The 13,364-nt window shown below is 63.4% G+C and carries 11 protein-coding genes and 4 pseudogenes; 5 read left to right on the top strand and 10 right to left on the bottom strand.

Annotated features, from left to right (window positions below):
- The first annotated feature begins 73 nt into the window (after window positions 1–73).
- The 3 genes and pseudogenes from ACVWWD_RS26680 to ACVWWD_RS26670 form a co-directional block, all read left to right on the top strand.
- Window positions 74–1,231: an NAD(P)/FAD-dependent oxidoreductase gene (locus tag ACVWWD_RS26680; protein WP_352549943.1), complete on the top strand. Its 1,158-nt coding sequence runs from the start codon at window positions 74–76 to the stop codon at window positions 1,229–1,231.
- Window positions 1,232–1,379: 148 nt separating this feature from the next.
- Window positions 1,380–1,628, top strand: a pseudogene (locus tag ACVWWD_RS26675) (helix-turn-helix domain-containing protein); the annotation flags it as partial.
- 87 nt (window positions 1,629–1,715) lie between these two features.
- Window positions 1,716–2,172, top strand: a pseudogene (locus ACVWWD_RS26670) (IS630 family transposase); the annotation flags it as partial.
- A gap of 246 nt (window positions 2,173–2,418) precedes the next feature.
- On the opposite strand, the gene ACVWWD_RS26665 reads toward ACVWWD_RS26670, so the two are convergent.
- The 3 genes from ACVWWD_RS26665 to ACVWWD_RS26655 all read right to left on the bottom strand — a co-directional run bounded on the left by ACVWWD_RS26665 (window position 2,419) and on the right by ACVWWD_RS26655 (window position 5,093).
- On the bottom strand, window positions 2,419–3,429 hold the full coding sequence (locus ACVWWD_RS26665; protein WP_023832783.1) for an IS110 family RNA-guided transposase: 1,011 nt from the start codon (window positions 3,427–3,429) through the stop codon (window positions 2,419–2,421).
- Between the two features lie 370 nt (window positions 3,430–3,799).
- Entirely contained in the window at window positions 3,800–4,960 is a 1,161-nt protein-coding gene (locus tag ACVWWD_RS26660) for an ABC transporter ATP-binding protein (RefSeq protein WP_352552063.1), read from the bottom strand.
- Window positions 4,953–5,093 (bottom strand): hypothetical protein, encoded by a 141-nt coding sequence (locus ACVWWD_RS26655; protein WP_457103659.1) that lies wholly within the window; start codon window positions 5,091–5,093, stop codon window positions 4,953–4,955. The genes ACVWWD_RS26660 and ACVWWD_RS26655 overlap by 8 nt, the downstream gene beginning before the upstream one ends.
- On the opposite strand from ACVWWD_RS26655, the pseudogene ACVWWD_RS26650 reads away from it, so the two are divergent.
- A pseudogene (locus ACVWWD_RS26650) lies at window positions 5,093–5,248 on the top strand (IS630 family transposase); the annotation flags it as partial. The gene ACVWWD_RS26655 and the pseudogene ACVWWD_RS26650 sit on opposite strands and share 1 nt — an antisense overlap.
- A gap of 133 nt (window positions 5,249–5,381) precedes the next feature.
- On the opposite strand, the gene ACVWWD_RS26645 reads toward ACVWWD_RS26650, so the two are convergent.
- Together ACVWWD_RS26645 and ACVWWD_RS26640 are read right to left on the bottom strand one after the other, a co-directional pair.
- Window positions 5,382–6,542 (bottom strand): ABC transporter ATP-binding protein, encoded by a 1,161-nt coding sequence (locus tag ACVWWD_RS26645; protein ID WP_352552063.1) that lies wholly within the window; start codon window positions 6,540–6,542, stop codon window positions 5,382–5,384.
- Entirely contained in the window at window positions 6,535–6,675 is a 141-nt protein-coding gene (locus ACVWWD_RS26640) for a hypothetical protein (protein ID WP_457103659.1), read from the bottom strand. The genes ACVWWD_RS26645 and ACVWWD_RS26640 overlap by 8 nt, the downstream gene beginning before the upstream one ends.
- Here ACVWWD_RS26640 and ACVWWD_RS26635 point away from each other — a divergent pair.
- Window positions 6,675–6,830: pseudogene (locus ACVWWD_RS26635) on the top strand (IS630 family transposase); the annotation flags it as partial. The gene ACVWWD_RS26640 and the pseudogene ACVWWD_RS26635 overlap by 1 nt on opposite strands.
- 133 nt (window positions 6,831–6,963) lie before the next feature.
- Here the strand turns inward: ACVWWD_RS26635 and ACVWWD_RS26630 are convergent.
- The 5 genes from ACVWWD_RS26630 to htpG form a co-directional block, all read right to left on the bottom strand.
- Window positions 6,964–8,124, bottom strand: coding sequence for an ABC transporter ATP-binding protein (locus ACVWWD_RS26630; protein ID WP_352552063.1), 1,161 nt, complete (start codon window positions 8,122–8,124; stop codon window positions 6,964–6,966).
- On the bottom strand, window positions 8,117–9,259 hold the full coding sequence (locus tag ACVWWD_RS26625; protein ID WP_023784393.1) for an ABC transporter substrate-binding protein: 1,143 nt from the start codon (window positions 9,257–9,259) through the stop codon (window positions 8,117–8,119). The genes ACVWWD_RS26630 and ACVWWD_RS26625 overlap by 8 nt, the downstream gene beginning before the upstream one ends.
- Window positions 9,256–10,098 (bottom strand): ABC transporter permease, encoded by an 843-nt coding sequence (locus tag ACVWWD_RS26620; protein ID WP_023775092.1) that lies wholly within the window; start codon window positions 10,096–10,098, stop codon window positions 9,256–9,258. The genes ACVWWD_RS26625 and ACVWWD_RS26620 overlap by 4 nt, the downstream gene beginning before the upstream one ends.
- Window positions 10,099–10,111: 13 nt before the next feature.
- Window positions 10,112–10,990 carry an ABC transporter permease gene (locus tag ACVWWD_RS26615; RefSeq protein ID WP_031241430.1) on the bottom strand — a complete coding sequence of 293 codons (879 nt, stop codon included), beginning with the start codon at window positions 10,988–10,990 and terminating at the stop codon, window positions 10,112–10,114.
- A 209-nt stretch (window positions 10,991–11,199) separates the two neighbouring features.
- Window positions 11,200–13,092, bottom strand: coding sequence for a molecular chaperone HtpG (gene htpG / locus ACVWWD_RS26610; RefSeq protein WP_352552057.1), 1,893 nt, complete (start codon window positions 13,090–13,092; stop codon window positions 11,200–11,202).
- Window positions 13,093–13,364 lie beyond the last annotated feature (272 nt).

Genomic DNA, 13,364 nt, shown 5'->3' with positions numbered 1-13,364 from the left:
ACAAACGGAAACCGTTAGTCCGAGAAAACCGGTTCCCACTTCTCGGATCATGCCTGAAAGCAGGTGACCCTATATGACAGCTTCCCCTCATGTCGCGGTGATCGGTGCGGGCACGCTCGGCCTATGCACGGCGCTCAACCTCCTCGAACAGGGCGCGCGCGTGACGGTGCTGGAAGCGCAGTCGATCGCTTCGGGCTCGAGCGGCAGGTCGGTCGGGGTTGTCGGGTCGCAATTTACCGATCCGTTCGAGATCATGCTTCGCGTTCATTCGTTCCGCCGGTTTCGCCAATGGGAGGGGCAGGGGCTTCAATTCAACCACATCGGCTATCTTCGGCTCGCGCGCACGCCCGCGCAGATGGAGCTGTTCGCGAAATCAGTCGAGATTCAGGGCGGGGCCGGCCTGAAGTCGCGCCTGATCCATGCGAATGAACTCAGGGACCTTGTTCCCCATCTCAGTCCCGACGGGCTGGAAGGGGGTTTGTTCGGACCCGACAACGGCTTTCTCGATCCATATGACATGTGCAATTTCGTGGCGCGGATCGTGCGTGAAAAGGGCGGCGACATCCGCCAGTACCGCAAGGTGCTTGGGGTGGGAAGGCGGCCGGGCGGCTACAGGCTGGAGACCAATGGCGATCCGCTCGAATGCGATGCCGTGGTCAACGCAGGCGGCGCCTGGGCGCCGGGGGTCGCCGAACTCTTCGGCCAGCGCCTGCACATATGGCCTGAGCGACATGAGGCGGTCGTCATCTATCTGGACAGGCCGCTCGACTATACGATGCCGATGGTCATGGACCTCGTGGACGGCGAGGGCAGCGGCCTTAACTTCCGCCACGACAAGCCAGGCGAGTTGATTGCCGAGATCCACAAGGTGACGTCCGTCGCTCCCGAGGATCCGGACAATTACAACGATCAGTGCGAGGAGCAATCGAAGGTCCAGCTGGCCGAACTGCTGCTGGAACGGGTGCCCGATCTGCCGGGCGCGCGGCTTGGCCGTGGCTGGGCCGGCCTTTATCCTGTCACGGCCGATCATCGACCGCTTGTCGGACCGATCGATGCGTCGGAACCGGCATTGGTCACCGCCGCCGGCGCCGGCGGCTATGGCATCCAGCTGGCGCCGGTGATCGGGCAGGTCGCGGCGGACTGGGTTCTTCAAGGCGCGCCGGCTTCAGTGCCCGGCGCCGAGAGCCTTGCACCCACGGCCGGGCGCAACATCCGCAAAGTCGATCACTGACCGGTGCGAGTTGAAGCCAGACCGGGCGCTGCCGGAATTGCGCACAACAAGCATCTAGAGCATAATCTGACCTGATGGAATCGCGAGGGATTCCCATCGGGGAGAATATCTGATTCATCATGTCGGCTGGGTATGGAGGCCAGCAGGCATGGTTAGAGCCATATCGGAGGATTTGCGTTCGCGAGTGATCGCAGCGGTTGAGAGTGGCCTGTCGCGGCGGGCTGCGGCGGATCGTTTCGGTGTTGCCGCGGCAAGCGCGGTCCGCTGGGTCCGCGAATGGCGAGAGAGCGGCGCGACGCGGGCAAAGCCCCAAGGCGGAGACAAGCGCTCCCAGCGGATCGAAGCCTACCGGGATACGATCCTAGCGGTGATCGAAGGTCAGGACGACATCACACTGGTCGAGTTGGCTGAATTTCTGAGGGCGGAGCATGCGGTCGTGTTCGCGCCGAGCACGATCTGGCGCTTTCTCGACCGTCACTCGATGACCTTCAAAAAAAACAGCGCACGCCAGCGAGCAGGATCGGCCCGACGTGCTCGCGCGGCGACGCGCCTGGTTCAAGGCCCAGCCTGATCTCGATCCCGAACGGTTGGTCTTTATCGACGAGACCGGCGCATCGACGAAGATGGCTCGCCTGCGTGGACGGGCAAAGCGGGGCATGCGGTGCCGATCTCCGATCCCGCACGGGCACTGGAAAAAGACTACTTTTACAGGCGCATTGCGCCTGACGGGCATGACTGCGCCGATGGTCCTCGACGGACCGATGACGGGTGAATGGTTCGCCGCTTATGCCGAGCATGTATTGGCGCCTACGCTTCGAGTTGGTGACATCGTCATCCTCGACAACCTGCCCGCTCACAAAGTCGCCGCCGCCCGCCAAGCGATCGAAGCGGCCGGCGCGCGAATGCTCTTCCTACCGCCTTACAGCCCCGACTTTAACCCGTGTATGGATGGCTCCTGCGGGTCAAGGGTATCGGATCGGGTTTGGTGAACAGGTCGGTTGCGGCCATGTATACGGCGTCTGAATGTGCAACGGGATCGCTGCGCGCCCTGATGAATATCCGCTTGGAGAACAGGTCCCACTCAATCGAGCGCGCTCGAGGCGCTTCGGATTAATCGGGGTGTCCTGGTTCTTCGTCTCCGTTTGTTCGCCATCACCTCACTTTGCCCTGACCATTCCGAGAGCCTGTCAGGCTGACTGCGGCTCGTAACGCGATCCGTCCCTCAGGACGGCGAATATTGTTCGTGCCATGCGATGCGCCAAAGCGACGGCGACGATCTTCGTCTTCTTTCGCATCAGCATGCCCGATAGCCAGTCCGAGCTCGGCTCGCGCTTGAGTCTGCATCTGAGCATGATCTGCGCCATGGCGCCCAGATACAGCAAGCGTCGGATATAACGATTGCCCATCTTCGAGATCCGGCCCACCCTCTGCTTGCCTCCGGTGGAGTGCGGCTTGGGAGTGAGGCCGAGCCAGGCGGCATAGTCCCTTGCGCTGCCGAAATTGTCGACATCCGGCGTCGTCGCCGCGATGATCGTCGCCGACAGCATCCCCACACCTGGGATTGTGGCTAGACGCTGGCTTGTCTCGCTTTGCGCGTAGGTCTCTTCGAGCTCGTCGGTCAGCCGCTCGATCCGCTTGTCCGTCTCGGCCAACTGATCGAAGAGCAAACTCACAGGCATTCGAGCTACTTCCGGCAGTTGATCCAGTTGATCCTTCAGTCGATTGACGTTCTGCGCGCCCTTCGCCGCGATGACGCCGAACTCCGTCATGTGGGCCCGGATCGCGTTGCCGATCTGCGTGCGCTGGCGAACCAGAAAGTCTCGCGTGCGGTGAAGAACCAGAACCGACGAGCAGGCTTCGCTCTTGATGGCGACAAACCGCATGGAGGGGCGTGTCACGGCTTCACAGATGGCGGCCGCATCCGCAGCATCCGTCTTCCCGCGCTTCACGTAAGGCTTCACATAGGAGGGCGGCATCAGCCGGACGTCGTGCCCCATCTCCAGAAGCCTGCGCCCCCAATCGTGAGAACCTGCGCAAGCCTCCATGCCGATCAGGCATCGTGGACGCTTCTGGAAAAACACCAGCAACTGGCTGCGGCGAAGCTGACGGCGTACGAGAACCCGACCGTTCCCATCGACACCATGGATCTGGAAGACACTCTTTGCGAGGTCGATGCCAACTGTGGCAAGTTCTGACATGGATGGCTCCTTTGCTCGGGACGACAACATCCCAACTATGGCGCAATGCGACGCCGGGAGCAGGAGCCATCCACACCATCAATCGAGAATGCCTTCTCCAAGCTGAAGTCGATCCTCAGGAAAGCCGCCAAACGCAACATCCCCGAGCTTTGGGACGCAATCCGCGACGCCTTGCCACGCTTCACCGCCGAGGAGTGCTCAAACTACCTCTGCGCCGCAGGATACGAGCCTGAGTGATCAGATTCTGCTCTAGAGCCCCCGATGGGGATCCGCAGACCCCACGCCTTCAGGCGGCTGGGATCTGGGCTGGCGCGCGAGACGGCACGGGCGCGTCAAATGGTGGCTGAACCGCACCAGGCGGCCGCGACCTTCAGGAAATCCGCTTGCCGGCCGCGTCCAGCAGGACGCAGTCGTCCGGGGCGAAACCCAGTTCGATCGTCTCGCCTTCGCCAAGCACACGGCCACTGATCGGTGTATTGGCGCGGAGGGTCTTGCCGCCGATGTCAATCTCGTAGATTGCGCTGCCGCCCAGATAGGAGGCCGAGATCACGCGGCCGGACAGCCGGTTGGCGCTCGTTCCAGCACCGACCGAAAATTTCTGCGGCCGCGCCACGACGGTGACCTTGCTGCCGTCGGCAAGCGGCCTTGGACAGGCCACGCTGACCGTCTGGCCGGTGCCAAGCACCACCATTGCAGTTCCTTGGCCGGACCTGCTCACGGCTCCTGCAAGCATGTTGGCCTTGCCGAGGAAGTCGGCGACGAAGGCTGTCGCCGGCGTCTCATAGACCTCCTCCGGAGTGCCGATCTGCTCCACCGCGCCCGCGTTCATCACCACGATGCGATCCGACATGGAAAGGGCTTCTTCCTGGTCGTGCGTGACGAAGATGGCGGTGATGCCGGTTTCCTTCTGGATCTTCTTGATCTCGACGCGCATCTCCTCGCGCATGTTGGCGTCCAGCGCCGACAACGGCTCATCCAGCAGCAGCACCTGCGGCTCGAAGACGATGGCGCGGGCAAGCGCGATGCGCTGCTGCTGCCCGCCGGACAGTTGCGACGGCAGCTTCTTCTCGCTGCCCGGCAGCCGCACCATATCGAGCGCCTTGCCGACCTTGCGCACGATCTCGGGCTTCGGCACGTTGCGGTACTTCAGGCCGAAGGCGACGTTGTCGAACACGTTCTTGTGCGGGAACAGCGCGTAGCTTTGAAAGACCAGGCCGATGTTGCGCTTGTAGATCGGCACGTCGTCGACGCGCCGCCCATCGATCATGATCTGGCCGCCCGAAATGTCGACCAGGCCGGCGATGGAGCGCAGGATCGTGGTCTTGCCGCAACCCGAGGGCCCGAGCAGGGTGACGAAGCTGCCCTTGCGGATCGAAAGCGAGAAATCGCGCACCGCGACGAACTTGCCGTAGGCGATGTCGATGTCGCGGAACTCGACCGCCGGGCTGTTCGCCCCGGCGGAGGCGCTCGCGCCGGCTGCCCCGGCCTGGACAGGCCGGGGATGGAGTGTCGTGTCCTGGCTGTCAGGCACCCTTCGAGATCCTGTTCCACTGCTTGGTCCAGGCGTCCTCGTTGGTCGCCCAGTAGGTTGGATCGGCAAAGGTCAGCGACTTCATCGTGCCCGTCTTGTCGAACGCCGGCAGCTTCTCGATTTTCTCGGTCAATCGAGAATGCCTTCTCCAAGCTGAAGTCGATCCTCAGGAAAGCCGCCAAACGCAACATCCCCGAGCTTTGGGACGCAATCCGCGACGCCTTGCCACGCTTCACCGCCGAGGAGTGCTCAAACTACCTCTGCGCCGCAGGATACGAGCCTGAGTGATCAGATTCTGCTCTAGAGCCCCCGATGGGGATCCGCAGACCCCACGCCTTCAGGCGGCTGGGATCTGGGCTGGCGCGCGAGACGGCACGGGCGCGTCAAATGGTGGCTGAACCGCACCAGGCGGCCGCGACCTTCAGGAAATCCGCTTGCCGGCCGCGTCCAGCAGGACGCAGTCGTCCGGGGCGAAACCCAGTTCGATCGTCTCGCCTTCGCCAAGCACACGGCCACTGATCGGTGTATTGGCGCGGAGGGTCTTGCCGCCGATGTCAATCTCGTAGATTGCGCTGCCGCCCAGATAGGAGGCCGAGATCACGCGGCCGGACAGCCGGTTGGCGCTCGTTCCAGCACCGACCGAAAATTTCTGCGGCCGCGCCACGACGGTGACCTTGCTGCCGTCGGCAAGCGGCCTTGGACAGGCCACGCTGACCGTCTGGCCGGTGCCAAGCACCACCATTGCAGTTCCTTGGCCGGACCTGCTCACGGCTCCTGCAAGCATGTTGGCCTTGCCGAGGAAGTCGGCGACGAAGGCTGTCGCCGGCGTCTCATAGACCTCCTCCGGAGTGCCGATCTGCTCCACCGCGCCCGCGTTCATCACCACGATGCGATCCGACATGGAAAGGGCTTCTTCCTGGTCGTGCGTGACGAAGATGGCGGTGATGCCGGTTTCCTTCTGGATCTTCTTGATCTCGACGCGCATCTCCTCGCGCATGTTGGCGTCCAGCGCCGACAACGGCTCATCCAGCAGCAGCACCTGCGGCTCGAAGACGATGGCGCGGGCAAGCGCGATGCGCTGCTGCTGCCCGCCGGACAGTTGCGACGGCAGCTTCTTCTCGCTGCCCGGCAGCCGCACCATATCGAGCGCCTTGCCGACCTTGCGCACGATCTCGGGCTTCGGCACGTTGCGGTACTTCAGGCCGAAGGCGACGTTGTCGAACACGTTCTTGTGCGGGAACAGCGCGTAGCTTTGAAAGACCAGGCCGATGTTGCGCTTGTAGATCGGCACGTCGTCGACGCGCCGCCCATCGATCATGATCTGGCCGCCCGAAATGTCGACCAGGCCGGCGATGGAGCGCAGGATCGTGGTCTTGCCGCAACCCGAGGGCCCGAGCAGGGTGACGAAGCTGCCCTTGCGGATCGAAAGCGAGAAATCGCGCACCGCGACGAACTTGCCGTAGGCGATGTCGATGTCGCGGAACTCGACCGCCGGGCTGTTCGCCCCGGCGGAGGCGCTCGCGCCGGCTGCCCCGGCCTGGACAGGCCGGGGATGGAGTGTCGTGTCCTGGCTGTCAGGCACCCTTCGAGATCCTGTTCCACTGCTTGGTCCAGGCGTCCTCGTTGGTCGCCCAGTAGGTTGGATCGGCAAAGGTCAGCGACTTCATCGTGCCCGTCTTGTCGAACGCCGGCAGCTTCTCGATTTTCTCGGTCAATCGAGAATGCCTTCTCCAAGCTGAAGTCGATCCTCAGGAAAGCCGCCAAACGCAACATCCCCGAGCTTTGGGACGCAATCCGCGACGCCTTGCCACGCTTCACCGCCGAGGAGTGCTCAAACTACCTCTGCGCCGCAGGATACGAGCCTGAGTGATCAGATTCTGCTCTAGAGCCCCCGATGGGGATCCGCAGACCCCACGCCTTCAGGCGGCTGGGATCTGGGCTGGCGCGCGAGACGGCACGGGCGCGTCAAATGGTGGCTGAACCGCACCAGGCGGCCGCGACCTTCAGGAAATCCGCTTGCCGGCCGCGTCCAGCAGGACGCAGTCGTCCGGGGCGAAACCCAGTTCGATCGTCTCGCCTTCGCCAAGCACACGGCCACTGATCGGTGTATTGGCGCGGAGGGTCTTGCCGCCGATGTCAATCTCGTAGATTGCGCTGCCGCCCAGATAGGAGGCCGAGATCACGCGGCCGGACAGCCGGTTGGCGCTCGTTCCAGCACCGACCGAAAATTTCTGCGGCCGCGCCACGACGGTGACCTTGCTGCCGTCGGCAAGCGGCCTTGGACAGGCCACGCTGACCGTCTGGCCGGTGCCAAGCACCACCATTGCAGTTCCTTGGCCGGACCTGCTCACGGCTCCTGCAAGCATGTTGGCCTTGCCGAGGAAGTCGGCGACGAAGGCTGTCGCCGGCGTCTCATAGACCTCCTCCGGAGTGCCGATCTGCTCCACCGCGCCCGCGTTCATCACCACGATGCGATCCGACATGGAAAGGGCTTCTTCCTGGTCGTGCGTGACGAAGATGGCGGTGATGCCGGTTTCCTTCTGGATCTTCTTGATCTCGACGCGCATCTCCTCGCGCATGTTGGCGTCCAGCGCCGACAACGGCTCATCCAGCAGCAGCACCTGCGGCTCGAAGACGATGGCGCGGGCAAGCGCGATGCGCTGCTGCTGCCCGCCGGACAGTTGCGACGGCAGCTTCTTCTCGCTGCCCGGCAGCCGCACCATATCGAGCGCCTTGCCGACCTTGCGCACGATCTCGGGCTTCGGCACGTTGCGGTACTTCAGGCCGAAGGCGACGTTGTCGAACACGTTCTTGTGCGGGAACAGCGCGTAGCTTTGAAAGACCAGGCCGATGTTGCGCTTGTAGATCGGCACGTCGTCGACGCGCCGCCCATCGATCATGATCTGGCCGCCCGAAATGTCGACCAGGCCGGCGATGGAGCGCAGGATCGTGGTCTTGCCGCAACCCGAGGGCCCGAGCAGGGTGACGAAGCTGCCCTTGCGGATCGAAAGCGAGAAATCGCGCACCGCGACGAACTTGCCGTAGGCGATGTCGATGTCGCGGAACTCGACCGCCGGGCTGTTCGCCCCGGCGGAGGCGCTCGCGCCGGCTGCCCCGGCCTGGACAGGCCGGGGATGGAGTGTCGTGTCCTGGCTGTCAGGCACCCTTCGAGATCCTGTTCCACTGCTTGGTCCAGGCGTCCTCGTTGGTCGCCCAGTAGGTTGGATCGGCAAAGGTCAGCGACTTCATCGTGCCCGTCTTGTCGAACGCCGGCAGCTTCTCGATTTTCTCGGTCAGCTTGACCTTGTTCGGATCGAGCGACGGCGGATAGCTCTGGCCCTCGGCCACCGCGATCGAGGTCGCCGGGTCGAGCATGAAGTTGATGAGTTCCTCGCACTCGGCCATGGGCGAGCCCTTGAGGATCAGCATGTCCTCCATCCAGGCATAGGAGCCAGCCGGGTCGAGATAGCCGATCGGATGGCCCTGGTCCTGCAGCGCCGCGACGCGGCCCGACCAGGCATCGGTCACCACGATCTCACCCTTGGAAAGCAGGTCCATCAGCTCCGCGCCGGAACTCCAGAACTTCTTGGCGAGGTCACGCGTTTCGCGCACCTTGGCCCAGATGGCGTCCATGTCCTTCAGGTTGTTGGGGTCCTGCCCGGTGGCGAGCGCCGCGTACCAGACGCGCGTCGTCATGTCGGAATAGCCGCCGACCTTGCCGGCATATTTCTTGTCGAGCAGGAGCCCGGCGCCCTTTTCCTTGGCTTCCTCCGGCGAGATCACCTTGGTGTTGTAGGCGATGCCCGTCGTGCCGTAATCGTAGGGCACGGCCGATAGCTTCGGCGTCAGCTTGCGGAACGGCTCGATCATCGGCTGCAGCACGTTCGCCATGTTGGGAATGTTGGCCTCGTTGATTTCCGAGGTCAGGCCGGCGTTCACATATTTGATGTAGTAGTTGACGCCGGAGGAATGGATGACCTGATAGTCGCCGGGCTTGGCGGTCTTGATCTTGGTGATGATCTCGTCCTCGTCGCCGAACGTGCCCTGGACCACCTTGATCTTGGTCTTGGTCGTGTAGGGCTGGAAGGCGAACTTGTCGATCGCGTCCTGCACCGTGCCGCCCCAACCGTCGAAGCGAACCTCCTGCACCGCGGCGAGCGCCCGGCCCATCCAGGGCATGGAAAGGCCCGCCGATGCTGCCGCGGCGGCGGTCAGCGTCAGGAACGCGCGGCGGCTCAGGTCGCCATTGGCGTATCGATCGTGCAGCCGTTCCAGCCGCTTGGTGGTGGTGAGTTTCATTGTAGTTCCTCCTTTGGTTCGCCACGTCTTCTCAGTTTTGTCAGGCTTTGCAGGACCAGGCCGCCGATCAGCGGGATGCCGACGGTCACCAGGATCATCACGGTGCCGAGCGCGTTGATCTCCGGACTGATCGAAATCTTGAGCATGGAAAGGATCTGGGTCGGCATGGTCTCGACGCCGGCCGGCCGCCAGAACAGGCTGGCCGAGGTGTTGTCGAACGAGATGGTGAAGGCGAGCAGGGCACCGCCGACCACGGCCGGGATGAGCAGCGGCAGCGTGATCTCGCGGAAGGACGAGAAGCGCGAGGCGCCCAGCGACAATGCCGCCTCCTCGTAGACGCGCCGGATCCCGATCATGCGCGCCTGGGCGATCAGCACCACATAGGGCACGGCAAGCAGGATGTGGCCGAGCACCAGGAGCAGCATGGTCCTAGGCTGGTCGACGGCCTTGATCAGCACCAGCAGGCCGACGCCGAGGATGGTTTCAGGCACCAATGCCGGCAGGATCACCAGCGTGCTCAGCGCCTGCTTGCCGCGAAATTCGAAGCGGACCAGGGCAAACGCCGTGGTGACGCCGATGGCGGTGGTGACGATCGCGGTGACCAATGCGATCCACAAGGATGTTCGAAAGGCAGCCAGCACCGCCTCGTTGGCCATCAGCTTGCCGTACCATTGCAGGCTGAAGCCGGTCATCGGGAAGCCGCCGAACATCGAGGCGTTGAACGACAGGACCACTGTCGCCACGATTGGCGCGAACATGAAGATGTAGACGCAGACCGTGACGAAGCCGGTCAGCCGCCAGGCCCATCTGCCTTCCTGCCTGCGCCGTGTTCCTCTCATCCTCCAAACCCCGTCATCCACCAAGCCCTTTGACGATCTGCGACATGCCCATGTAGCGTGTGTAGACGGCGGCGAAGAAGCCGAGCACGATGAACAGCACGATCGAAAGCGTGGCGCCCATAGGCCAGTTCAGCTCGCCCATGATGGTGTCGTAGATCAGGTTGCCAAACAGCGCGTCACGACCCGAACCGAGAAGCTGCGGCGTGACATAGCTGCCGGCGGCCAGCACGAAACAGAGCAGCAGGCCCGCCGCCAGGCCGGGCAGCGACAGCGGCAGCGTGACCTCGCGGAACGCCTGCGCGCTTGTGCAGCCCATCGAGCGGGCCGCCGAAATCAGCGTGCGATCAATGCTCTCCAGGCTGACATAGACGTTGAGGATCATGTAGGGCAGCAGGAAGTGCAGCATGCCGAGGATGACCGCGCCTTCATTGTAGAGCATCTGCAGCGGCTCATGGATGATGCCCATCTTGAGCAGCGCGACGTTGATGACGCCTTGTTCGCCCAGGATATTGATCCATGAGAAGGTGCGGATGGTGAAGCTGATCCAGAACGGCACGATCAGCAAAAGCAGCAGCAGCCATTTGTGCTTGAAGGTCGTCGCCCAGATGAAATAGGCGGGGAAGTAGCCGAGGACGCCGCACAGAAGCGCCGTCATGGCTCCGACCCTCAAGGTCTTCAGAAGGAAGCCGTGATAGTAGCTGTCGGTGAAGAATTCGTGCCAGTTCGCGGTCGTCAACGCGCTCGTTTCCACGCCGGCGGTGACAAAGGTGAAGAAGGTATAACCGGCCATCACCGCGATCGGCAGCACCAGGAAAAAGATCAGCAGCAAGAGCACCGGCGCGACGAGCATCCAGGCCAGCCGTGGATCATACAATGTCCATCGTCGTTTCATGAGCACCCGGACGTCCACGCCTTCTTTGAAGCGTCTGTTTTGTTCCCGGGCCAAGATTGAGGGATCGGAGGCGCGATGTCCACAGTCGGCGATTGAGCCAGCGGAGTTCAGCGCCTCGCCGGCTGCGAGAGATGCCGAATTTGTCGGCGGACGGGATCGCCACGCAACCCCGCTCGACCACACGTCGAGGACGGCTGGCCGGCGTAGACTCAGCCTTTCGAAATACCGCGCGCGATCAGCCGGGCCAGGCGCTCGGAAAACGCCCTGGCGTCGGCCGGCTTGTCCCCGTCGAGGACGCGCGCTTCATCATAGAGGAGATGGGCGGCATCATCCTTGAAGGCCTGTTCATCGTCGCCGAGACTGGCGAGCGCCAGGACGCGCTCGTGGCGGGGGTTGATCTCGAGGATCGGTTTGGCCGTCTTGTCGAGGCGGCCGGCGGCGTTGAGCAGCCGCTCGAACTGGCGGTCGGGACCGTGTTCGGGCGCCACCAGGCAGACCGCGCTTTCGGTCAGGCGGTCGGAAGGCTTCACATCCGACACGGCATCGCCAAGCGCCGCCTTGACGAAGGCCAGGAAGCCATCGACCTCGGGCGTCGCCGCCGCATCCGGCTTGTTCGCCTCGTCGAGCAGCGGGATCTCGGAAAGTTCGGCCACGCCCTGCGTCACCGACTTGAACGGCTTGCCGTCGAATTCGGGCGCCATCGACGTCCAGAAACTGTCGACGGGGTCGGTGAGCAGCAAGACCTCGATGCCGCGTGCCTTGAAACCTTCGAGCTGCGGCGAGGCTTCGAGCCGTGCACGGTCGTCGCCGGCCATGAAGAAGATCGCCTTCTGGCCTTCCTTCATCGCCGAGACGTAGTCGGCAAGGCCGCGCCAGCCTTCGCCGGAGGCGGTTGAGCGGAAGCGGGCGAGCTTCAAGAGCTGATCGCGCCGCTCATGGTCCTCGTAGAGCCCTTCCTTGAGGACGACGCCGAAGTTTTCCCAGATTTTCGCATAGGACTCGGTCTCGTTCTCCGCCAGCTTGGCGAGATCGCCAAGTACGCGGTTGGTCAGGCCCTTGCGGATCGCGGCAAGCAGCGGGCTTTCCTGGATCATCTCGCGCGAGACGTTGAGCGGCAGGTCGGCGGAATCGACCAGCCCGCGCATGAAGCGCAGGTAGCGCGGCAACAAATCGGCATCGTCGGTGATGAAGACGCGGCGCACATAGAGCTTCATGCGGCCCTTGCGGTCCTGGTCGAACAGATCGAACGGACGCGAGCCGGGCACGAAGGCCAGCACGCTATATTCCTGCCGGCCTTCGGCTCGGAAATGGATGGTGGCGGCCGGCTCGTCATACTGACCGGAGACGCCGCGGTAAAAATCGGTGTATTCCTCGGGCTTGATCTCGCTTTTCGGCCTAACCCAAAGAGCCGTGCCATCGGCAATGTCGCGCGCCTCGGCACCGGGCTTCTCGATGAGCGTGATTGGCACCGGCACATGGCCCGACCGCGACTTGGCCAGTTGCTCAAGCCGATAGGATCCGGTGTAGGACGCGGCGTCGTCCATCAGATGCAGCACGACGCGGGTGCCGCGTTTGGGTGCTGCTTCGAGCGGGGCGGGCGCGATCTCGTAGGAACCCTTGCCGTCGGACGACCAGCGCCAGGCTTCTTCGCTTCCCGCCAGGCGGCTGATGACGTCGACGTGGGTCGCGACCATGAAGGCGGAGTAGAAGCCGACGCCGAACTGGCCGATGAGCTGCGTGTCCTCGCTCGAATTGCCAGCGCCGACGCGCTCGATGAAAGCGCGCGTGCCCGAGCGCGCGATCGTGCCCAGCGCCTCCGTCATGTCGTCGCGGCTCATGCCGATGCCGTTGTCCTCGACGGTGATCAGCTTGCCGTCGGCATCGGCTGAAATCAAGATGCGGGGCTTGGGGTCATCGCCCAGCAATTCGGGGCGGCTGACGGCCTCGAAGCGCAGCTTCTCACAGGCGTCGGCGGCGTTGGAAATCAGTTCGCGCAGGAAGACGTCCCTATCGGAATAGACCGAATGCACCATCATGTGCAGCAGCCGCGAAACATCCGCCTCGAATGCCTTGGTTTCCGTTGCTTTCGTATCCGTCGTCATCTCAAGTTCCCACGCTGTTCATCCGCCCGCCGCGCCGGGGTGCGTGCGGGGATTATCCTTTCAACAATTTTTAATGGCGCTGGCAACTGTGTTCAGCAAGGCCAGCGTGATGACGATATGGTGGCGGGTGCGAAGGCGACAAGAGGGGGGCCAATCACGGACCTCGGCGCCGCCCCTCATCGCCCTGCCGGGCACTTCTCGACGTATAGTAACGGGGAGAAGGGGCTGGCCGCATGGCCGACGCCTTTCTAGGCAACATTGGCGATTGGCGA

It is taken from the genome of Mesorhizobium sp. URHB0026, from assembly GCF_054059755.1.
The sequence above is the reverse complement of the archived record's forward strand: the minus strand, read 5'-3'. Positions and strand labels throughout refer to the sequence as shown.

Coding starts and splice junctions, on each gene's coding strand:
- ACVWWD_RS26620 (WP_023775092.1), bottom strand. CDS start 10,098: ATGAGAGGAACACGGCGCAGGCAGGAAGGCAGATGGGCCTGGCGGCTG.
- ACVWWD_RS26665 (WP_023832783.1), bottom strand. CDS start 3,429: ATGTCAGAACTTGCCACAGTTGGCATCGACCTCGCAAAGAGTGTCTTC.
- htpG (WP_352552057.1), bottom strand. CDS start 13,092: ATGACGACGGATACGAAAGCAACGGAAACCAAGGCATTCGAGGCGGAT.
- ACVWWD_RS26680 (WP_352549943.1), top strand. CDS start 74: ATGACAGCTTCCCCTCATGTCGCGGTGATCGGTGCGGGCACGCTCGGC.
- ACVWWD_RS26615 (WP_031241430.1), bottom strand. CDS start 10,990: ATGAAACGACGATGGACATTGTATGATCCACGGCTGGCCTGGATGCTC.
- ACVWWD_RS26625 (WP_023784393.1), bottom strand. CDS start 9,259: ATGAAACTCACCACCACCAAGCGGCTGGAACGGCTGCACGATCGATAC.